Source organism: Pseudomonas sp. S30_BP2TU TE3576, from assembly GCF_050436025.1.
Lineage (GTDB): Bacteria > Pseudomonadota > Gammaproteobacteria > Pseudomonadales > Pseudomonadaceae > Aquipseudomonas.
The window spans coordinates 2,733,533-2,753,229 of the sequence record NZ_JBNDLK010000001.1 but is presented as its reverse complement, the minus strand read 5'-3'; the positions used below and the strand labels follow the sequence as shown (position 1 = coordinate 2,753,229).

At 60.8% G+C, this 19,697-nt stretch carries 18 protein-coding genes; 12 read left to right on the top strand and 6 right to left on the bottom strand.

The window, feature by feature from the left end:
• The first annotated feature begins 189 nt into the window (after positions 1-189).
• The 9 genes from ABIA48_RS12470 (at position 190) to ABIA48_RS12430 (ending at position 9,646) form a co-directional block, all read left to right on the top strand.
• Positions 190-807, top strand: a complete 618-nt coding sequence (locus ABIA48_RS12470; protein WP_204934681.1) for an NUDIX domain-containing protein — start codon at positions 190-192, stop codon at positions 805-807.
• Positions 798-1,250 (top strand): DUF1249 domain-containing protein, encoded by a 453-nt coding sequence (locus tag ABIA48_RS12465; RefSeq protein WP_007977461.1) that lies wholly within the window; start codon positions 798-800, stop codon positions 1,248-1,250. The genes ABIA48_RS12470 and ABIA48_RS12465 overlap by 10 nt, the downstream gene beginning before the upstream one ends.
• A gap of 112 nt (positions 1,251-1,362) precedes the next feature.
• Positions 1,363-2,178, top strand: a complete 816-nt coding sequence (gene cpdA, locus ABIA48_RS12460; protein WP_429488946.1) for a 3',5'-cyclic-AMP phosphodiesterase — start codon at positions 1,363-1,365, stop codon at positions 2,176-2,178.
• 203 nt (positions 2,179-2,381) lie between these two features.
• A complete protein-coding gene (locus tag ABIA48_RS12455; protein ID WP_007991554.1) occupies positions 2,382-2,990 on the top strand; it encodes a YqiA/YcfP family alpha/beta fold hydrolase in 609 nt (202 codons plus the stop codon).
• A 74-nt stretch (positions 2,991-3,064) separates the two neighbouring features.
• A complete protein-coding gene (gene parE / locus ABIA48_RS12450) occupies positions 3,065-4,972 on the top strand; it encodes a DNA topoisomerase IV subunit B (protein WP_429488944.1) in 1,908 nt (635 codons plus the stop codon).
• Positions 4,972-5,961: an esterase-like activity of phytase family protein gene (locus ABIA48_RS12445; protein WP_429488942.1), complete on the top strand. Its 990-nt coding sequence runs from the start codon at positions 4,972-4,974 to the stop codon at positions 5,959-5,961. Before parE ends, ABIA48_RS12445 begins: the two co-directional genes overlap by 1 nt.
• Positions 5,958-6,482: a retropepsin-like aspartic protease family protein gene (locus tag ABIA48_RS12440; RefSeq protein ID WP_429488940.1), complete on the top strand. Its 525-nt coding sequence runs from the start codon at positions 5,958-5,960 to the stop codon at positions 6,480-6,482. Before ABIA48_RS12445 ends, ABIA48_RS12440 begins: the two co-directional genes overlap by 4 nt.
• Before the next feature lie 7 nt (positions 6,483-6,489).
• Positions 6,490-8,757 (top strand): DNA topoisomerase IV subunit A, encoded by a 2,268-nt coding sequence (gene parC / locus ABIA48_RS12435; RefSeq protein ID WP_007991562.1) that lies wholly within the window; start codon positions 6,490-6,492, stop codon positions 8,755-8,757.
• A gap of 175 nt (positions 8,758-8,932) precedes the next feature.
• The gene (locus tag ABIA48_RS12430; RefSeq protein WP_204934687.1) at positions 8,933-9,646 is read left to right on the top strand and encodes an ABC-type transport auxiliary lipoprotein family protein; all 714 of its coding nucleotides are present in this window, start codon (positions 8,933-8,935) and stop codon (positions 9,644-9,646) included.
• A gap of 250 nt (positions 9,647-9,896) precedes the next feature.
• On the opposite strand, the gene ABIA48_RS12425 is transcribed toward ABIA48_RS12430, so the two are convergent.
• Complete coding sequence (locus ABIA48_RS12425) at positions 9,897-11,414, bottom strand: AhpA/YtjB family protein (RefSeq protein ID WP_429488938.1); 1,518 nt, start codon at positions 11,412-11,414, stop codon at positions 9,897-9,899.
• A gap of 135 nt (positions 11,415-11,549) precedes the next feature.
• Between ABIA48_RS12425 and serB the strand changes: the two genes are divergently transcribed.
• On the top strand, positions 11,550-12,764 hold the full coding sequence (gene serB, locus ABIA48_RS12420) for a phosphoserine phosphatase SerB (protein ID WP_007983950.1): 1,215 nt from the start codon (positions 11,550-11,552) through the stop codon (positions 12,762-12,764).
• A gap of 113 nt (positions 12,765-12,877) precedes the next feature.
• Here the strand turns inward: serB and asd are convergent, their stop codons facing one another.
• Genes asd through ABIA48_RS12405 form a run of 3 tightly spaced genes read right to left on the bottom strand, consistent with a single transcriptional unit; the run spans position 12,878 to position 16,152 of the window.
• Complete coding sequence (gene asd, locus ABIA48_RS12415; RefSeq protein ID WP_007983952.1) at positions 12,878-13,738, bottom strand: archaetidylserine decarboxylase; 861 nt, start codon at positions 13,736-13,738, stop codon at positions 12,878-12,880.
• 18 nt (positions 13,739-13,756) lie between these two features.
• The gene (locus tag ABIA48_RS12410; RefSeq protein WP_429488935.1) at positions 13,757-14,572 is read right to left on the bottom strand and encodes a rhodanese-like domain-containing protein; all 816 of its coding nucleotides are present in this window, start codon (positions 14,570-14,572) and stop codon (positions 13,757-13,759) included.
• 41 nt (positions 14,573-14,613) lie between these two features.
• Entirely contained in the window at positions 14,614-16,152 is a 1,539-nt protein-coding gene (locus ABIA48_RS12405) for an HDOD domain-containing protein (RefSeq protein ID WP_429488933.1), read from the bottom strand.
• A gap of 166 nt (positions 16,153-16,318) precedes the next feature.
• Between ABIA48_RS12405 and motA the strand changes: the two genes are divergently transcribed.
• Entirely contained in the window at positions 16,319-17,170 is an 852-nt protein-coding gene (gene motA / locus ABIA48_RS12400) for a flagellar motor stator protein MotA (RefSeq protein ID WP_429488931.1), read from the top strand.
• 3 nt (positions 17,171-17,173) lie between these two features.
• Entirely contained in the window at positions 17,174-18,193 is a 1,020-nt protein-coding gene (gene motB, locus ABIA48_RS12395; protein ID WP_429488929.1) for a flagellar motor protein MotB, read from the top strand.
• 51 nt (positions 18,194-18,244) lie between these two features.
• Here motB and ABIA48_RS12390 read toward each other — a convergent pair whose 3' ends face one another.
• Together ABIA48_RS12390 and ABIA48_RS12385 are read right to left on the bottom strand one after the other, a co-directional pair.
• A complete protein-coding gene (locus ABIA48_RS12390; RefSeq protein WP_429488927.1) occupies positions 18,245-18,736 on the bottom strand; it encodes a toll/interleukin-1 receptor domain-containing protein in 492 nt (163 codons plus the stop codon).
• The gene (locus ABIA48_RS12385; RefSeq protein WP_429488925.1) at positions 18,736-19,695 is read right to left on the bottom strand and encodes a caspase family protein; all 960 of its coding nucleotides are present in this window, start codon (positions 19,693-19,695) and stop codon (positions 18,736-18,738) included. Before ABIA48_RS12385 ends, ABIA48_RS12390 begins: the two co-directional genes overlap by 1 nt.
• Between the last annotated feature and the right edge of the window lie 2 nt (positions 19,696-19,697).

The window sequence follows — 19,697 nt, the reverse complement described above, 5'->3', positions numbered from 1 at the left end:
ACCGGCTTCGACTCTCAACAAAGCAGTCAGTTCGCCACTAAGCTAATTAGAGTGGGTTTCGCCCTCACCGTCCATCCCGCTGACGGGAAAGAGGCTGCATCAAATGTCACGGGCGCGTTAGGATGGCGCGAAGTCGAGGCCCAGGAAAAAAAGGAGCCTCGAACAGGATTCGCAGTAACGAGGATTGTCATGAAGGATTTTGCCAACGCCATTCCGACCGCCGTTGATATCGTGCGGCGCGAAAAGTGCTACGAGGGCTTCTACAAACTCGAACGCGTACACTTGCGCCACGAATTGTTCGCCGGGGGCATGAGCCGCGAGATCAATCGTGAAGTGTTCGTTCGCCATGACGCGGTATGCATGCTGCCCTACGATCCGCAGCGCGATGAAGTCGTGCTGATCGAGCAGTTTCGCGTCGGTGCCATGGGCAAGACCGACAACCCGTGGCTGATCGAACTGGTCGCTGGTCTGATCGACAAGGATGAAGTGCCGGAAGCAGTTGCTCACCGCGAGGCGCAGGAGGAAGCTGGGCTGGAAATCGGGGCGCTTTGGCCGATGCTCAAATACTTTCCATCGCCGGGCGGCAGCAACGAATTCGTGCATCTTTACCTGGGGCGTTGCGACACTACAGGGGTTGGCGGCCTGCATGGGCTGGAGGAAGAGGCAGAAGATATTCGCGTCACGGTCTGGGCTTTCGACGATGCCCTGCAAGCCGTGCGCGACGGGCGTATTGCCAACGCGGCGAGCATCATTGCCTTGCAATGGCTGGCTTTGAACCGCGTTGAAGTGAGGGGGCTATGGTCGTAAACAAGCTGCGCGATCGGTATCGAGTGGACCTGGTGGGGCTGCAAGCGTCCTGCGAGGCGAACTACGCGCGCCTGATGCGACTGCTGCCGGACATGCGCAGCGAGCCCGCCGCCCGGCGCATCGCCGTGACCCATGGCGACCAGATGCTCGGTGTGCTGGCCCTGGAAGTGCTGCTGACCTGCCCTTACACCACGACCCTGCAAGTGCGTCAGGAACACAGCCTGCCGTGGCTGCCGGTGCCGCAACTGGAAGTGCAGGTCTACCACGACGCACGCATGGCCGAAGTAGTCAGCGCCGAACATGCGCGACGCTTTCGCGGCATCTATCCTTACCCGAACGCCTCAATGCACCAGCCGGACGAAAAGGCCCAGCTGAACATGTTTCTGGGCGAATGGCTGAGCCATTGCCTGGCGCTGGGGCATGAGTACGAAGTAGTACGTTAGTTGTGAAGCGCAGTTGTGAACTATTTCAGGTTCGCAGGTTTCCCCTTTCGACCGTCCCCCAGCATAATTGCGGCACTTACCCATCCCCGTGATCACGCCCTGGGAGAACGCCTTGCCGAGCGTATCCACATTGACCACTGCCGATCCGGCGTTGCTGGTGCAACTCTCCGACAGCCACCTGTTTGCCGAAGCGGACGGCACGCTGCTGGGCATGAACACCCGCGACAGCCTGCAAAAGGTCATCGAGCTGGTGCGCGCGCAACAGCCGCAGATTGACTTGATCCTGGCCACGGGTGACCTGTCCCAGGACGGGACGCTTGCGTCCTACCAGCAATTTCGCGACATGACGCGCCAGTTGGATGCACCGGCGCGCTGGATTCCCGGCAATCACGATGAACCGCAGATCATGGCCGAGGCGGCGGTGCAGAGTGCTTTGCTCGAACCGGTGGTGGATATCGGTAACTGGCGGGTCACGATGCTCGATTCGGCCGTGCCGGGCTCGGTGCCGGGGTATTTGCAGGACGAACAGTTGCAATTGCTTGCCCGCTCCTTGAGTGAAGCGCCGGAGCGTCATCATCTGGTGTGCTTCCACCATCACCCGGTTTCGATTGGTTGCGCGTGGATGGAGCCTATCGGTCTGCGCAATCCCGAGGCGTTTTTTGAAGTGCTGGATCGTTTTCCACAGGTGCGTGCCGTGTTGTGGGGGCATGTACACCAGGAAATCGATCAATTACGTAACGATGTGCGTCTGATCGCTTCGCCGTCCACCTGCATCCAGTTCGAGCCCGGCAGCGAGGATTTCAAGGTCGGGGAACAGGCGCCGGGCTATCGCTGGTTGCGGTTGTTGCCCGACGGGCGGCTGGAAACCGGGGTGGAGCGGGTCACCGGGTTCGATTTCACTGTGGATTACGGCTCCAACGGCTACTGACTGTTCATTTTTCAGGTAGACCGAGGCGCGGCCTTCGCGAGCAAGCCCGCTCCCACAGAGGATTGGCGTCGGTCACAAATCCCCTGTGGGAGCGGGCTTGCTCGCGAAGTCGTCTACACAGACGCCTTGAATTTCGCGGATATCCCCGATTCCCCTGAGTCCCTGTAAACTCCGTCTCTTTAGCCGACGTCCAGGGAGCTCAAATGTCCGGTTCGATCCTTTATATCCACGGCCTCAACAGCTCGCCGTTGTCGAAGAAGGCCTGCCAGTTGATCAACGTGATGGAGCGTCTGGGCGTGAGCGAACACTTGCGAGTTCCGGCGTTGCACCATCACCCGCGCCAGGCTATCGCGCAACTGGAGCAGGCGATTGCCGAGCTGGGGCGGCCGCTGCTGGTCGGCAGCTCACTCGGCGGCTACTATGCCACTCACCTGGCCGAGCGCCATGGCTTGAAAGCCCTGTTGATCAACCCTGCCGTCAGCCCGCACCGGATGTTCGACGGCTATCTGGGAACGCAGAAAAACCTGTATACCGAAGAGACCTGGGAGTTGACCCCCGACCACGTGACGGCCCTGGCCGAGCTGGAAGTGCCGGCGCCCCAGGATCCGCAGCGTTATCAGGTGTGGTTGCAGACGGCTGACGAAACGCTGGACTATCGCCTCGCCCAGCAGTATTACCGGGCATGCGCCCTGCGTATCCAGGCTGGCGGCGACCATAGTTTTCAGGGGTTTGCCACGCAACTGCCAGCCTTGTTGAGTTTTGCCGGCATTGGCGCCGATTTGTATCAGGCGATTGATTTCACATCGCTTTGATGCAATGCCTGCTTTCATGGATTTCTTTTTTTTTCCGAACACTTTTTTTCACGGAACACTGACGACGAGACCCCATGGCCACTCCCAGCGCTAGCTCTTATAACGCAGACGCCATCGAAGTCCTCTCGGGCCTCGACCCGGTGCGCAAACGCCCCGGCATGTACACCGACACCAGTCGGCCGAACCACCTTGCCCAGGAAGTCATCGACAACAGTGTCGACGAAGCCTTGGCCGGGCATGCCACATCGGTGCAGGTGATCCTGCATGCCGACCATTCCCTGGAAGTCAGCGATGACGGCCGTGGCATGCCGGTGGACATTCACCCCGAAGAAGGCGTGTCGGGCGTCGAACTGATCCTTACCAAGCTTCATGCCGGTGGCAAGTTTTCCAACAAGAACTACCAGTTCTCCGGCGGTCTGCACGGGGTGGGTATTTCCGTGGTCAACGCCTTGTCCACCGAAGTGCGGGTGCGGGTCAAGCGTGACGGCAACGAATACCAGATGACCTTCAAGGATGGCTACAAGGCCACCGAGCTGGAAATCGTCGGCACAGTCGGCAAGCGCAACACCGGCACCAGCGTGTTCTTCGCGCCGGATCCGAAATACTTCGACTCCCCGAAATTCTCCATCAGCCGCCTCAAGCACGTGCTCAAGGCCAAGGCCGTGTTGTGCCCGGGGCTGCTGGTCAGTTTTGAAGACAAGGCCAGCGGCGAGAAAGTCGAATGGCATTACGAAGACGGCCTGCGTTCCTACCTGGTGGATGCGGTCAGCGAATTCGAGCGCCTGCCGGACGAGCCGTTCTGCGGCAGCCTGGCCGGTAATAAAGAAGCGGTGGATTGGGCGCTGCTGTGGCTGCCCGAAGGTGGCGACGCAGTCCAGGAAAGCTACGTCAACCTGATCCCGACTGCCCAGGGTGGCACCCACGTCAACGGTTTGCGCCAGGGCCTGCTCGACGCCATGCGCGAGTTCTGCGAATTCCGCAGCCTGTTGCCGCGCGGTGTGAAGCTGGCGCCGGAGGACGTCTGGGAACGCATTGCCTTCGTGTTGTCGATGAAGATGCAGGAGCCGCAATTTTCCGGCCAGACCAAGGAGCGCCTGTCGTCCCGTGAGGCGGCGGCGTTCGTCTCCGGTGTGGTCAAGGACGCCTTCAGCCTGTGGCTCAATGCCAACCCGGAAACCGGCATGTTGCTGGCGGAACTGGCGATCAACAACGCCGGCCGTCGTCTCAAGGCCAGCAAGAAGGTCGAGCGCAAGCGCATTACCCAAGGCCCGGCGCTGCCGGGCAAGCTGGCCGACTGCGCTGGACAGGATCCGATGCGTTCCGAGCTGTTCCTGGTGGAAGGTGACTCCGCCGGCGGCTCGGCCAAGCAGGCACGGGATAAAGAATTCCAGGCGATCCTGCCGTTGCGCGGCAAGATCCTCAACACCTGGGAAGTCGACGGCAGCGAAGTGCTGGCCAGCCAGGAAGTGCACAATATCGCCGTGGCCATCGGCGTCGATCCGGGCGCGGCGGACATGAGCCAGCTGCGCTACGGCAAGATCTGCATCCTCGCCGACGCCGACTCCGACGGTCTGCACATCGCGACCCTGCTCTGCGCCTTGTTCGTCCAGCATTTCCGCCCGTTGGTGGATGCCGGTCATGTCTATGTCGCCATGCCGCCGTTGTACCGCATCGACCTGGGCAAGGAGATTTACTACGCTCTGGACGAAGCCGAACGCGATGGCATTCTTGATCGTCTGGTGGCCGAGAAGAAGCGTGGCAAGCCGCAGGTCACCCGATTCAAGGGGCTGGGTGAAATGAACCCGCCGCAACTGCGTGAAACCACCATGGATCCGAACACCCGGCGCCTGGTGCAACTGACGTTGGGCGAGGATTTCGAAGCGACCTCGGAAATGATGGACATGCTGCTGGCGAAGAAACGCGCCGGTGACCGCAAGACCTGGCTGGAGTCCAAGGGCAACCTGGCCGAGGTTCTGGGCTGATGCGCTTGGGCTTTGCCCTGGCCTGTGGGTTGCTGCTGACGTCGATCACGGTATCCGCCGAGCCGGCGCCACAGCTACGCCTGTTGTCCGAGCATGTCGTCGACGGCATGCGCGGCGGCAACCTGTCCGGGCTGGCGCAGTGCGGCAAAGATTTGTGGGCGGTTTCCGATCGCGACGATGATCAGATCTACCGCCTCGATACCAGTGAATCTGCCTGGCAGGCGGAAACGGTGCACATTGACGTACCGCCGGTGCCGGACAGCAGTTTGCCCTGGGGGCTGAAGTCTCGCGTTTGGGGGGCTTCGTTCGTGCGTGGCGGTAATCTGGATTTCGAAGGCATCACCTGCGACAGCGCCGGTAATCGTTATGTGGTCAGTGAAGGCCATGCCGCTGTCTTGCAAGTGCCGCCAACGGGGCCTGCCTCTTGGTTGAAAATCTCTCCGATGCTGGTTCGCGAGGCGCGGGCCAGTGGCCTGCTGTTGCAATTCAACGCGCTGTTCGAAGGGCTGGCGATCAATCCGGCGGGTGATCAAATGTGGCTCGCCGCCGAGCGTCAAGGCCGCGGACTGCTAATGATCAAGCGCAAACAGACGTTGTGGGATTGCGACGGTGGCTGCGTGCTGCTGAGCGAGGCAGGCATGGAAATGCAGCCCGAGCAGTTTCCCCATGGCAAAGCTGCCCCGCGGGACTTCTCTGACCTGTCGCTGTTCAACGGCAAGCTGTTCACCCTTGAACGCAACGCCTACCAGATCTGCCGCCGGGATCCGCAGACAGCCAAGGTCGAGCGCTGCTGGTCGTACGCCGCCGAGTTACTGCAGGAAAACCGTCGTTATCCACAGAACTACGGGCTGGAAGAAGCATTGATCGTGGATGCCGATGGCGCCTGGGTCGGTGTCGACAACAACTTTGGCGCCCGTGCCGATGGCGAAGTGCGTCCGGTGGTCTGGCGCTTCGCTGCACCGGAAGGTGGCTGGAGTGCCAAGCCGTGAGCCGACAAACGCCGGGTCAGCGCATCGGTCGGGTGTTTATGGTACTGGCCTGGTGTGCCGCGCTGTTTCTGGCCACGCGGTTTTTTGGCCAATGGGAAGCGCGACAGCAAAATCCGAATGTGGTGGTCAGCTCGCAGCTGGGCGAAGGTTTCATTGAGGTGAAACTGGTCAGCAATGCCCAGGGGCATTTTGTCGCCAGTGGTCAGATCAACGGCCAGACGGTGGACTTCATGCTCGATACCGGGGCGACCGATGTGTCGATCCCGGCGGATCTGGCCAGGCGTTTGAAACTCGAAGAAGGATTCGGCGTGACCCTGAGCACGGCCAATGGCTTGAGCCAGGGCTATCGCACTCGTATCGAACGCCTGCAACTGGGCGACATCGTGCTGCACGACGTGCGCGCATTGGTGGCGCCGGGACTGCATGGCGATCAGGTGTTGCTCGGCATGAGCGCACTGAACAAACTTGAATTTACCCAGCGCGGTGGCACCATGCTGCTGCGCCAGACAACGAACCGATGAGGCCCGCATGAGCGACTCCCTTGATCTCAGCCTGGACGGTGTAGAGCGCCGGTCACTGGCTGACTTCACCGAAAATGCCTACCTCAACTACTCCATGTACGTGATCATGGACCGTGCCTTGCCGCATATCGGCGACGGTCTGAAACCGGTACAGCGGCGTATCGTCTACGCCATGAGCGAGCTGGGGCTGGACGCCGATTCCAAGCACAAGAAGTCGGCGCGTACCGTCGGTGACGTGCTCGGTAAGTTCCACCCCCACGGCGACTCGGCTTGCTACGAAGCCATGGTGCTGATGGCCCAGCCGTTCAGCTATCGCTACACGCTGGTCGACGGCCAGGGCAACTGGGGTGCGCCGGATGATCCCAAGTCCTTCGCCGCCATGCGTTACACCGAAGCGCGGCTGTCGCGTTATTCCGAAGTGCTGCTCAGCGAGCTGGGCCAGGGCACGGCAGACTGGGGCCCGAACTTCGACGGCACGCTGGACGAGCCGCTGGTCTTGCCGGCGCGGTTACCGAACATTCTGCTCAACGGCACCACCGGCATCGCCGTGGGCATGGCCACCGACGTGCCACCGCACAACCTGCGTGAAGTCGCCACGGCCTGTGTGCGTTTGCTCGATGAGCCCAAGGCCACGGTCGAACAGCTCTGCGAACACATCCAGGGCCCGGACTACCCGACCGAAGCGGAAATCATCACCCCGCGCGCCGACCTGCTGAAAATCTACGAAACCGGTCGCGGTTCGGTGCGCATGCGCGCCGTGTATCACATCGAAGACGGCGACATCATCGTTACCGCGCTGCCGCATCAGGTCTCGGGCGCCAAGGTGCTGGAGCAGATCGCTGCGATGATGCAGGCCAAGCCGTCCAAGGCCCCGCAAATTGCCGACCTGCGTGATGAGTCCGACCACGAAAACCCGTGTCGGATCGTGATCATTCCGGGTGCGCGGAAGAACTTCGACCACGATGCCTTGATGCAGCACTTGTTCGCCAGCACCGAGCTGGAGTCGAGCTACCGGGTCAACATCAACATCATCGGCCTGGACGGCAAGCCGCAGCTGAAAAACCTGCGCGCGTTGCTGGTTGAATGGCTGGAATTCCGGGTGCAGACCGTACGTCGTCGCCTGCAATTCCGCCTCGACAAGGTTGAGCGTCGCCTGCACCTGTTGGACGGTTTGTTGATTGCCTACCTCAACCTGGATGAAGTGATCCACATCATCCGTACCGAGGAGCAGCCACGGGCCAGGCTGATCGAACGCTTCGCCCTGAGCGAAATCCAGGCTGACTACATCCTCGACACCCGTCTGCGTCAGTTGGCGCGACTGGAAGAGATGAAGCTGCGTGCCGAACAGGATGAACTGCTCAAGGAACAAGCCAAGCTGCAAGCCCTTCTGAGCAGCGAAGCCAAGTTGAAAAAACTGGTGCGCAGCGAACTGATCAAGGACGCTGAAACCTACGGTGATGACCGCCGGTCGCCTATTGTCGAGCGTGCCGAAGCCAAAGCCCTGACCGAGCACGATCTGCTGCCGAACGAGAAAGTGACGGTCGTGCTGTCGGAAAAAGGCTGGATTCGTTCCGCCAAAGGCCACGAGATCGATGCCACCGGGCTTTCCTACAAGGCCGGGGACGGTTTCAAGGCGCTGGCCGCCGGGCGTTCCAACCAGTTTGCCGTGTTTATCGACTCCACCGGCCGCAGTTATTCGGTGGCTGCCCACACCTTGCCGTCGGCCCGTGGCCAGGGCGAACCGTTGACCGGCCGCCTGACGCCGCCACCGGGAGCGAGTTTTGAATGTGTGCTGATGCCGGAAGACGATGCGCTGTACGTAATCGCCTCCGACGCCGGCTACGGTTTCGTGGTCAAGGGTGAAGACCTGCAGGCCAAGAACAAGGCGGGCAAGGCCCTGTTGAGCCTGCCGAACAACGCCAAGGTGATGCTGCCGCGCCCGGTGGCCGATCGTGAACAGAACTGGCTGGCGTCGGTGACGACCGAAGGTCGCCTGCTGATCTTTAAAATCAGCGACCTGCCACAATTAGGTAAAGGCAAAGGCAACAAGATCATCGGGATTCCCGGTGAGCGAGTCGCCAGTCGCGAAGAGTTTGTGACGGACATCGCCGTATTGCCGGACGGTGCAACACTGGTGTTGCAGGCCGGGAAACGTACCTTGTCGCTGAAAGCGGACGACCTCGAACACTACAAGGGTGAACGTGGCCGTCGTGGCAATAAATTGCCGCGTGGTTTCCAGCGGGTAGATGCGCTGCTCGTCGAAAACCCCAATTAGGTGACTTAGAAGCGCCGATCTACGATTTAACCCGTAGTTCGGCGCTTTGCGCTGGAGTCGGAACGCATATTCACGGATGATATGGCCTTTCAAGCGCCGGCACTGCCGTGCGTTCTTCATATTTGTTGAGTATTTTCACTGTGATCAGCCTTTTAGCGATCACCTGGATGGGACGATGACTGCTCTGCGCCTTCCTTTTATTCTTATGCTCGCCAGCATTCTTGGCCTGGCGGGCTGTAGCGTTCACCAGCCGGTGTCGCTGTATCAGCTGGACGCTGGAAGTCCGGCTCAGCCTGCACAGAACGCGGGCATGGCGGTATTGTTGGGGCCGGTCACCGTGGCCGACTACCTGCAACGCGAAACCCTGTTGCAGCGTCAGCCGGATGGCAGCCTGCAAGCCTCGACCGACGGTCGTTGGGCTGGCAGCCTTTCGTCGGATATCGATCAACTGTTGCTGCGTCAGGTCGCAGGCCACCTGGACAGCCAGCGCGTTGTGCTGGCCCCGGCTACAGTGGGTTTCACCCCGGATGTTCAGGTGCTGCTGACTATCACGCGCCTGGATTCGGGTGAAAAACAACCGGCGATCCTCGACGCGCAATGGCGCCTGATCGACCGTCGTGGGCAGGTCCGCGATAATCGCATCGTTCATTTGCAGGAACAGCATGCCGGTAGTACGGCAGCTCAGGTCCAGGCGCAGGGCGTGTTGCTGCAACGCCTGGCCGAGCAATTGTCTGTGGCGCTCAAGCCGCTGGCCAATCAGCCGCCGATCGCCGAAGTACCGCGCAAACCGGCGGCCAAGCCAGCAGCGCCTGCAGTAGAACAGGAGAAGCAGCCGAAGATCCCGATGGCCGCGCCTGTTCGTACGGATATGGAAGTGTTCCGCTTCTGACCCTGGATGGATTTGAAACAAAGCCCGCATTGATGCGGGCTTTGTTGTTTCTGCGGGCTGGGGATATCTGGCGTCGGTTCCGGCCTCTTCGCGGGCAAGCCCGCTCCCACACTTATCTCTGTGAACACAGATCTTGTGTACGACCACGTCCCTGTGGGAGCGGGCTTGCCCGCGAAGGCGTAGGTACAGACAACAAAAAGCCCGCAGACGATCACTCATCTGCGGGCTTCATTGTGGCCGGGCCTAAGGTTTAAGCGCGGCGTTCGTGCATCCGCGCCAGTTGCCGCTCCAGCATCGATGGATACGGCTCCATCAACCGCTCCACGCAGCATGCGCCTTCAGGGCTGGCAATCGGACGGATCCGTGCGCGCTGGCGGATCAAGGCGTCGTCGCTGATCTTGCGCTCCACCAGCAGCAGGTTGCGGCTGTGCTGCGACAGGGCCAGGGCGTCCTGGGCGGAGTCGGTCAGCAGCAGGTCGATCTGGCTCAGGCCGAACAGTTCGTCGCCGAGGGTCAGGCCCAACTGCAATTGCAGGGTGATGCCACTGTCCGCGACTTCGATTTGCAACTGGTGGCCCAGGGCCCGCAGCAACTCGCCACAGCAAATGGCGTTGGTCAGGTAATCGTCGCCGCTGTCTTCGGTGTGGAACAGCATCAGCGTGCTGCCGTCGTTCAAGGTCTCCACTTCGCCTTGATACAGCGATGCGGCCTGGTCGAGGCAGTCGCGATAACGTTCGAGCAGTTCCTCCAGACGCGCCCGCGGCAGGCGACGCAGTTGCTCCTGGGAACCCAGTTGCACCGCCAGTACCGCGCTTTGTTGCGGCACGCTCGGCGTGGCCTTGCGAATCACCGGTTGTGGGGTGCTGTCCAGCGACTCGTCGCGCAGGTCGGCGAACGGGTCTTCGTCATCGTCGTCTTCGACGGTGCTGACGATCTGCCGAGGCGCGGGCTTGAGCGCCGCTACCGGACGGCTCTCGTCGAAACTCGGGTCGCGCAGGTTACGGACTTCGAAGGCCGGGTCGGCCTCATCATCGACGTCGTCGAACTCCGGTTCCGGTTCCGGCACAGGGGCGGGCTCCGGGGCGAAGTTGGCGTGCAGCTGACGCGCCAGATCGCCGATTTCGTCCTGGCGGTCGGTGGCCGGGGTGTATTCATCGATATTGCGCAGCCACACCCGCAATTGCAGCAGGGGCGTTGAGAGATAACGCCCCATGCGCAGGCTCAGTGCCAAAGACAGGGCCAGCAGGATGGCGCTCAGAATACCCATGCTTTGCAGGCTGATGGTCATCGGCTGCTGGAACTGGTCCATGTCCAGGCTGATGCGCAATTGCCCAGCCGTCACGTCCTGGAAGGTGATCTTGCTCTGGTACATGCCCTCGGCTTCGCCCAACAGGCCATGCTTGGGACGCTGGCCAGACTCGGCGAGGATGCGGTTATCCGGGCTGTAGATGGCGGCGTGGGCCACCAGCTTGTTCTTGGTCAGGTTATTGAGCAGCACGTTGAGGCTGAGGATGTCGTTGGACACCAACAGCTCGGTGGCCGACGTGGCCGTCTGCGTGGTCAGGCTTTCGCCCAGCGCATCTGCCTGCTCGTGCATGGCCTGCTTGAACTGCAAGCCCATCACGCCGGCATAGATGACCAGGGCCAGGGCGACCAGGATCACGTTATGGCTGGCGATGCGCAATGCAATCGGTACACGGCGGTGGCGCAGTGCACGGAAGATCAGCAGGAAGAAGTTATCGGTTTTTACTGGCGTGGGCCGGTTCACTTGCGCTCGGCTCTTTTGTCCGTGAAGTTGACGCGCAGTATAGCGACAGGCCCTAGACCGTCAAAGCGCTCACGGTGCCCGATGGTCACTGAAAGTGGGTAGAATGCGGTTTTTTTCCACCTGCGGGGGTGCGCCTTGCGCGAAATCGTCCTGATAAACATCACGGGAGTCGACCGTCCGGGTCTGACTGCGGCCATTACCGGCGTTCTGGCCCAGGGTGGTGTGAACATTCTCGACATCGGTCAGGCGGTGATCCACGACACCTTGTCGTTCGGCATCCTGGTTGAAATTCCCGACACCGAGCAAGGCAAGTCCGTGCTCAAGGACATCCTGTTCAAGGGCTACGAGCTCGATCAACAGGTGCGTTTCACACCGGTGTCCGAACAGGATTACCAGCAGTGGGTCGGCAACCAGGGCAAAAAACGCCACATCGTGACCCTGTTGACCCGCAAGGTGACAGCCGGGCAGTTGCAGGCCGTGAGTTCGATCACCGCCAAATATGGCCTGAACATCGATCACATCGATCGCCTGTCCGGGCGTATGCCGCTGGACACGCCGGCCGACAAGGGCAAGGGTTGCATCGAGTTCTCCGTGCGCGGCGAAGCGGCTGATCCGCAGGCGCTGCGTGCCGAATTCCTCAGCGTTGCCCAGGAACTGAACGTCGACATCGCCTTCCAGGAAGATTCGCTGTTCCGTCGTAACCGGCGCCTGGCGGTGTTCGACATGGACTCGACCCTGATCGAAGCCGAAGTGATCGACGAGCTGGCCAAGGCTGCCGGTGTCGGCGACAAAGTATCGGAAATCACCGAACGGGCGATGGCTGGCGAACTGGACTTCCGCGCCAGCTTCAAAGAGCGCTTGGCCTTGCTCAAGGGGCTGGACGTTGGCGTGCTGGACTCTATCGGCGCCTCGTTGCGTCTGACCGAAGGCGCAGAAACCCTGTTCGCTGAACTCAAGCGCCTGGGCTACAAGACTGCGATCCTGTCGGGCGGGTTCACCTACTTCGCCAAGCAATTGCAGGCGAAGCTGGGTATCGACTATGTGTTTGCCAACGAACTGGAAGTGGTCGACGGCAAAGTCACCGGCGTGGCGGTCGAGCCGATTGTCGATGCACAGCGCAAGGCAGATTTGCTGAGGGAGCTGGCACACAAGGAAGGCTTGCGCCTGGAGCAGACCATTGCGGTCGGCGACGGAGCCAACGATTTGCCGATGCTGGCGATTGCCGGGTTGGGCGTGGCGTTTCGCGCCAAGCCGCTGGTGAAGCAGTCGGCCAAGCAGGCCATTTCGACGCTGGGCCTGGATGGCGTGCTGTACCTGCTGGGCTTCCGCGATCGCGACGGCCAGCTGTAACACAATGTGGGAGCGGGCTTGCTCGCGAAGGCGTCGTCACATTCAACATCTATGTTGACTGTCTGTCCGCTTTCGCGAGCAAGCCCGCTCCCACATTCAGATCTTCATACAGGTCAGGCTTTTGGTGAGCCCATGCCCTGACCCATCTGCACCGCTGTACCGGCGGTCATTTCTTCAGCCCACTTCACTTGATCCGGCCCGAACAGTACGACAGCGGTCGAACCCAGCTTGAAGCGACCCAGTTCCGCACCTTTTTCCAGATGGATCGGCGCGCGTGCAGCTTCGTCGTAGCGGAAGGTTTTCAGCTCACGCTTCGGCGGCGTGACCAGGCCGGCCCAGACGGTTTCAATCGAAGCCACGATCATCGCGCCCACCAGCACCACGGCCATCGGCCCGCGCTCGGTGTCGAAAATGCACGCCACGCGCTCGTTGCGGGCGAACAGTTCCGGAACGTTTTCAGCGGTGGTCTGGTTGACCGAAAACAGGCGGCCAGGGATGTAGATCATCTCGCGCAGGGTGCCGGCCAGCGGCATGTGTACGCGGTGGTAGTCCTTTGGCGACAGGTAAATGGTCGCGAAGTCACCGCCCATGAACGGCGCAGCATTTGCCGCATCACCGCCCAACAGTTCCAGCACGCTGAAGCTGTGGCCCTTGGCCTGGAACACACGACCGTGTTCGATCGGGCCGAGCTGGCTGATCGCGCCGTCGGCCGGGCTGAGGATCGCGCCCGGAGTTTCGTCCAGCGGACGGGCACCGTCTTTCAGTGCGCGGGTGAAGAACGCGTTGAAGTGTTCGTAGGCAGTCAGGTCTTCGACCAGCGCCTGGGACATGTCCACCTGATAGCGCTTGGCGAACCAGGCGGTAAAGGCATTCTTGAACCAGCGCACGCGGCATTCGGCGATGCAGCCGGCCAGTCGCGAGAGCAAGTTGTGGGGCAGCAGGTACTGGCCGAGGAGAAACAGACGCTTGTTCATTAACGGTCCTTAAAAATCTTAAATTTCTACCGGGGTATCGGGATGGTTGCCCCATTCGCCCCAGGAGCCGGCGTAGCCCTTGACCCGCGGATAACCGAGAGCCTTGGCCACCAGATAGGTGAAGCCAGAGCGGTGGTGGGTCTGGCAGTGGGTAATCACTTCTTTGTCTTTGCTGATCCCGAGTTGTTCGAGGATCTGCAGCATGTCGGTGCGGATGCGCAGCTGGCGTGCCTGATCCATGCCGGCGGTCCATTCGAAATTGATCGCGCCGGGAATGTGCCCGCCCTTGGCCGCCAACACTTTTTCACCCGAATACTCCAGCGGCCCGCGTGCGTCCCAGATCGCCAGGTCGGCGGCACCGAGACGACTTTGCAGGTACTCGCGGGTGGCGGTGGGCTCGTCATGCAAGGTCAGTGAAACCGGGCCACCCACAGCTGGCGGGACCTGGATCGACATGGGCAAGCCTTCTGCCAGCCAGGCCCGCAGGCCGCCGTCGACGTAGTGGTACTTACTGTGGCCGATGACGTCCAGCAGCCAGATGAAGCGTCCGGCCCAACCGCCGCCTTCGTCGTCATACACCACGTAGACGGCATTGGGGTTGTGTCCAAGCTCACCAAACAACGTTTCCAGCGCTGCCTGCGGCGGCATCAATCCCGGGGCGGGCGCCAGGCCAAGTTGAGTGCGTTTCGGATCGACAAAGCGCGCGCCGGGTATGTGCCCTTCGGTGTAGCGGGCGACACTGGTCAAGTCCACCAGAATCAGTTCGCGGGCGTCGAGGCGAGGGAGCAAGTCGCTCGGTTCGATCACCAGCGGCAAGCCAGAGAAGTCAGACATGTGAGGTCTCCAGAGCACAAAAGGGAGGATTGTAACGCAGCTTATTGGCCTCGGTGGCTAAAGCTGTGCAGGGCTTTTTCGATGCATTGCGCGGTTTTGCCGAAGGCCTGTACGGAAATTTCCGAAAACGGACCGCCGCCCTGATCTGCCACGACGATCATGATCACCCGGCCATTGTTGACCAGCGAGCGCAGCAGCAGATGTTCGCCGCTGAACTGCGAACGCAGGCTGTTGGGCAACAGGGCCGAGAATTGCGTGTTGTTGGCTGGTGTCAGGCGCACCTGGGCCTGTTGCGCGAGCAGGCGTTGCAACACGCTGCTCTGGCTGACCACGAAGTTCAGCCCGGCCGCGTCCTTCGGCAGGCCCGCCGTCTGGTGCACGCGCAGATTGGCGTGGGTGCGGTCGGCCATCAGGATCATCACCCGACGCATGCCGCAGGCCACGAGGGCGTCCCGGGCAGCGATGGTCAAGTGCATGGCGTTGGTGAAACGACTCGGCTCGACCAGCAATTCGGCACATCGCTTGCGCCATATCGCCAGCTCTTCGGCACTCGGTGCCGCCGCCGGCAGCAAGCCGGCGTGGATACGGTTCAAGCCCCACGGCCAGATCAGCGATTCGGCGGGGTGCCAGAGGTCGGGCATGGCGTGATGGCGTGCGCTGTTGGCGGCTTGCTGGTGCAGTTGTTGTTGCACCTCATCCATCGGCATTTGCAGGTAAAGACTGGTCAGGTACTGCCAGCGTTCACTGTGCGGGCTGTCCCATGCGTGTTGCGCCGACAGTGCCAGCCCATTGGCCAGCAACACTGTATTGGCCGGTTGATTGAGCCAGCGGCGCAGGGTCGGATCGTCATCGAGGCGGTTCTGCTGGCGCAGTGGATGCTCGCTGTCACGGGCGATGCGCAGGACTTTCACCAGTTCCCGCTGTTCAGTGAGTAACAGCCGATAACCCTGCTGCACCCAGATCGGCAAGCGCCAGATATCCACCAGCGCCTGGCCGATGTCCAGCAGGCGTACGCCAAACAGTTGCTGTTCGACTTTGCGTGCCGACTCACCTTTATGGATGACCCGCAGTTCCCAGTCTTCGAGGAGTTTTGGATGGGTCAGCGCCAACGGCCACAGCGGCGAAAGAAACAGCAGGCTGCCCCAGTGGATGTCCTGCCACAGGCGTGCCAGGCGACTGGCAAAAAAACCGTTGGCCTGTTGCGTGGCGTGCTGGCTGATCATCTGCAACTGACGCAGGGCTTTGGGAATATCGGACCGGGGTTGGGCGGGCAGGCGCGCGAGCAACTCTTCCGTGCGCTTCAAGCCGAGGCGATTGATCGCGATCTCAAGGTTTTCCGCCGGCTCGGTCATGCTGCCGTGGGTGTGCCGGTTGGCCTCGCGAATGACACTCAGGGCCAGGGCCGGGCTGTCCTGCATCAATTCAGTGATATCGCGCAGCGAGCTGCGACTGTCGCGGATGGCCGCGCAGACGCGGTCGTGGCTGGTTTGCGGAACGGGAAGGCGTACGCCATCGAGCAGCTTGACCCAACCTTCGAGCGTCGTCGGTATTGGCGTTGGAACGTTCGTTTCGTTAACCATGGTGGGAGGCGATCATCGTCAACATTACCTATGCCCGGATTGGGTCAAATTGGCTTTTCGCCTGAACGGCCTATAGTCTGGCGCAGTTTTGCCGATAAGTAGAAGAAGAGATTTTTTAACTTCCGAATATGACCTTGAACCCGACTCAGTAAGTGCTCTCCTACCTATGGCTAAAATTATCGGCATCATCGTCGTATTCGCGAGCGTGCTCGGCGGATACGTGCTCTCCCACGGCAAAATCGGCGCTCTCATCCAGCCTTTCGAGGTGATGATTATCGGGGGAGCGGCACTTGGCGCTTTCCTGCAGGCCAACCCCGGCCACATGACGATGCGCGTGCTCAAGAAAGCCTTTGGCATGTTCGGTTCGCGCTTCAACCACGGCTTCTATCTGGAAGTGCTGGGGCTGATCTACGAGATCCTCAACAAGAGCCGACGCGAAGGCATGATGGCGATCGAAGGTGACATCGAAGATGCCGCCGCAAGCCCGATCTTCGCCAAGTACCCGACGGTATTGAAAGATGAGCGCATGACCGCGTACATCTGCGATTACCTGCGCATCATGTCCTCCGGCAACATGGCTCCCCATGAGCTTGAAGGCTTGTTCGACATGGAGCTGACCAGCCTCAAGGAAGACCTGGACCACCCCTCCCACGCAGTCAACGGCATCGCCGACGCCATGCCCGGTTTCGGTATCGTCGCGGCGGTATTGGGTATCGTGGTGACCATGGCTTCCCTGGGTGAAAGCGACCAGAAAATGATCGGTCTGCACGTTGGTGCAGCGCTGGTAGGTACCTTCTTCGGTATCCTCGCCGCCTACGGTTTCTTCGGTCCGTTGGCCCACGCCCTGGGTCACGATGCCAAGGAAGAACTGAACGTCTACGAAGCCATCAAGGCCTCTTTGGTCGCTTCGGCTTCCGGCATGCCACCTTCGTTGGCGGTGGAATTCGGCCGCAAGGTTCTGTATCCGGCGCACCGTCCCAGCTTCGCTGAGCTGGAACAAGCGGTTCGCGGTCGCTAAGTCATGGAAAATAACCAGCCAATAATCATCAAGCGCGTCAAGAAATACGCGGGCGGGCACCACGGGGGCTCCTGGAAAATCGCCTTCGCGGACTTCGCGACAGCGATGATGGCGTTCTTCCTGGTGTTATGGCTGTTGTCCACGGCAACGCCGGAACAGAAGATCGCCATCGCCGGTTACTTCAAGGACCCGATCGGTTTCTCCGAAAGCGGAACGCCCTACATCATCGATCTGGGCGGCACGCCGACCCTGGCGCCGGAAAATACCCTCAACCCGGAGGTGAAGTCCCAGCCGCAGCCGGACAAGGTCACCATCGATACCGACCAGGTTGAAGGCATGGCCGAACAGGTCGAAAAAGAACGCCTCGAACTGTTGCTGCAAGAACTGCAGAACAAGGTCGAAGAGAACCCGCAACTGCAAAAGTTCAAGGACCAGATCCTGTTCGAAATCACTCCGGACGGCCTGCGCATCCAGATCGTGGATGCCGAGAACCGGCCGATGTTCGACTCGGGCAGTGCACGTCTGAAACCGTATTTCGAAGACATCCTGCTGGCCATGGCCGACACCATCAAAGCGGTGCCGAACAAGATCAGCATCAGCGGCCACACCGATGCCAAGCCGTACACCGGCACCGGTGATTTCGGAAACTGGGAGCTTTCAGCCAACCGTGCCAACGCCGCACGTCGTGCACTGGTGGCGGGCAGTTACCCGGAGGCGCAGGTAGCGCGCGTGGTCGGTTATGCCTCGTCGGCCCTGTTCGATCGCGAGCATCCGTTCAACCCGGTCAACCGTCGCATCGACATCGTCGTGCTGACCAGGAAAGCCCAGCATGCGATCGAAGGTTCGCAAGGCGCGGAACCGGCACCTGATGCTCCGCAAGGTTCGGCAGCTCCGGGAGGCACACCGGTCGACCCGAACGCGTTGCCGGCGGACAAGGAACCGCTGCCGGCCCACGAGCTGCGCGAACGGTTGAATCTGTTTGATGCTCCGGCGCCGAAACCGGGTGAAGCGCCCAAGCAGTGACGCACAAAAAAGCCGACAGCGATGTCGGCTTTTTTATCGGTGTTGGCTGCACTAGAACCCACGGATGATTCGGGACTTGAGGTCGGCGTGGAAGCGATCCGCATTGGATTTGTTAACGCTGCGCACCGACTCGCTGCCGGTCACCGACTCCAGCGACATCGAGCGCTTGAGCGTCGCCTCGTTTCGATAGGCATCGATAAAGAACTCGATGTCCCGGTCGCTGGTCAGCTTCGGCCACTTATCGAGGTACAGCGGCAGTTCTGCCGGGCCGGTCTTGAACGAGCAGATACGCCGGTTGGTGATGGTCGCCTCGCCGATTTCGAACGGCACCCACCAGGACAGGGCGGTTTTCTCCGACACCACCGCCAGCAGGTGCGTGCATTCGCTGATGTTGCGGGTGATCACCCCGGTGATGTCGTCGGTGGTCTGGGATTCGGCATCCAGCACGTCGAGGTAGGTCTTGATGCTGGCCTGCATCAGGCGCGTGTTGATTTTGACCGCGTGGGCGCGATCCATGTGGCGGTAGCTGATAAATACTGGCATCAGAAATGTCCCTTGATCGCGAGTTCGCGGTAATAGGCGCCGAGGGCGGTGAGGCGGCAGCCGGTGGCGTGAATGGCGGCGTAATACATGTGCTCGGCGTCCACCGGTTCGATGAGACTGTGGCGGTTGCACTTTTGCAGCTGGGCGAAGACCTCGCCGTGTTCCGGGTTGAATTCCGGTTCGGTGGGTTCAAAGCTGGGCGCGAGGGGGTACACCGACTCGGCTTCGGCAAACCATTCGGGGAGTTTGCGCAGGATTTCCTTGGGGATCAGCGGCGACACTTCGCGCAGGGAAATGAACTGCGACACATTGGTCTTGAACACCGGGCGCTGTTCCCAGGCATCAAGGGCATTGTCGACAAACGAATAGAGGCTGCCGGGCGTGATCTTGCCCAGGATGTTCGCTGCACCACCGTGCAGGGCCTGGAGCAACAAACCGGTGAACACACCATGTTGCACGCCCTCCATCGCCGGCTCTTCCTTTTTGCAGGCAGTCAGAATGGTCATGCCTTCGCCGACCACGCTGCCCTCACTGCGCAAGGCGCGCAGCTCGCCGGCCGAGCCGCTCTGGCAACAGTCGAGAATGATCACTTTGTTTTTGATCTTCGTGGCTTTGCTCGCCCAGTTGAGAATGTCGCTAAGGCGAATCCCGTCCTTGGCGCTCTTGTAATCCTGCGGGATCAACATGCCTTCGTCGGTGTCGGCGTCGAAGCTGCCGTGGCCGGCGAAGTACAGCAGCGCGACGTTGCAGTCCCCGGAAAACAGTTCGCGGATCTGCTCCTCGAGTTTTTCCCGGCTCAGGTAGTCCTCGGCGGAGGTCAGCACGATGTTCTTGAAGTTCGGATCGACGTTGGCGTCGGTCTTCAGCACGGATGCCATGGCCATGGCGTCATTGCAGCAACCGCTCAGGTGCGACACATGGGTGTAGTCGTTGATGCCGATAAACAGTCCCTTGCGCATGG

Excerpts from the sequence above, each read along its gene's own strand:
- ABIA48_RS12470 (WP_204934681.1), top strand. The coding sequence starts at position 190 with ATGAAGGATTTTGCCAACGCCATTCCGACCGCCGTTGATATCGTGCGG.
- ABIA48_RS12465 (WP_007977461.1), top strand. The coding sequence starts at position 798 with ATGGTCGTAAACAAGCTGCGCGATCGGTATCGAGTGGACCTGGTGGGG.
- ABIA48_RS12455 (WP_007991554.1), top strand. The coding sequence starts at position 2,382 with ATGTCCGGTTCGATCCTTTATATCCACGGCCTCAACAGCTCGCCGTTG.
- parE (WP_429488944.1), top strand. The coding sequence starts at position 3,065 with ATGGCCACTCCCAGCGCTAGCTCTTATAACGCAGACGCCATCGAAGTC.
- ABIA48_RS12445 (WP_429488942.1), top strand. The coding sequence starts at position 4,972 with ATGCGCTTGGGCTTTGCCCTGGCCTGTGGGTTGCTGCTGACGTCGATC.
- parC (WP_007991562.1), top strand. The coding sequence starts at position 6,490 with ATGAGCGACTCCCTTGATCTCAGCCTGGACGGTGTAGAGCGCCGGTCA.
- ABIA48_RS12430 (WP_204934687.1), top strand. The coding sequence starts at position 8,933 with ATGACTGCTCTGCGCCTTCCTTTTATTCTTATGCTCGCCAGCATTCTT.
- asd (WP_007983952.1), bottom strand. The coding sequence starts at position 13,738 with ATGAACAAGCGTCTGTTTCTCCTCGGCCAGTACCTGCTGCCCCACAAC.
- ABIA48_RS12410 (WP_429488935.1), bottom strand. The coding sequence starts at position 14,572 with ATGTCTGACTTCTCTGGCTTGCCGCTGGTGATCGAACCGAGCGACTTG.
- ABIA48_RS12405 (WP_429488933.1), bottom strand. The coding sequence starts at position 16,152 with ATGGTTAACGAAACGAACGTTCCAACGCCAATACCGACGACGCTCGAA.
- motA (WP_429488931.1), top strand. The coding sequence starts at position 16,319 with ATGGCTAAAATTATCGGCATCATCGTCGTATTCGCGAGCGTGCTCGGC.
- motB (WP_429488929.1), top strand. The coding sequence starts at position 17,174 with ATGGAAAATAACCAGCCAATAATCATCAAGCGCGTCAAGAAATACGCG.
- ABIA48_RS12390 (WP_429488927.1), bottom strand. The coding sequence starts at position 18,736 with ATGCCAGTATTTATCAGCTACCGCCACATGGATCGCGCCCACGCGGTC.
- ABIA48_RS12385 (WP_429488925.1), bottom strand. The coding sequence starts at position 19,695 with ATGCGCAAGGGACTGTTTATCGGCATCAACGACTACACCCATGTGTCG.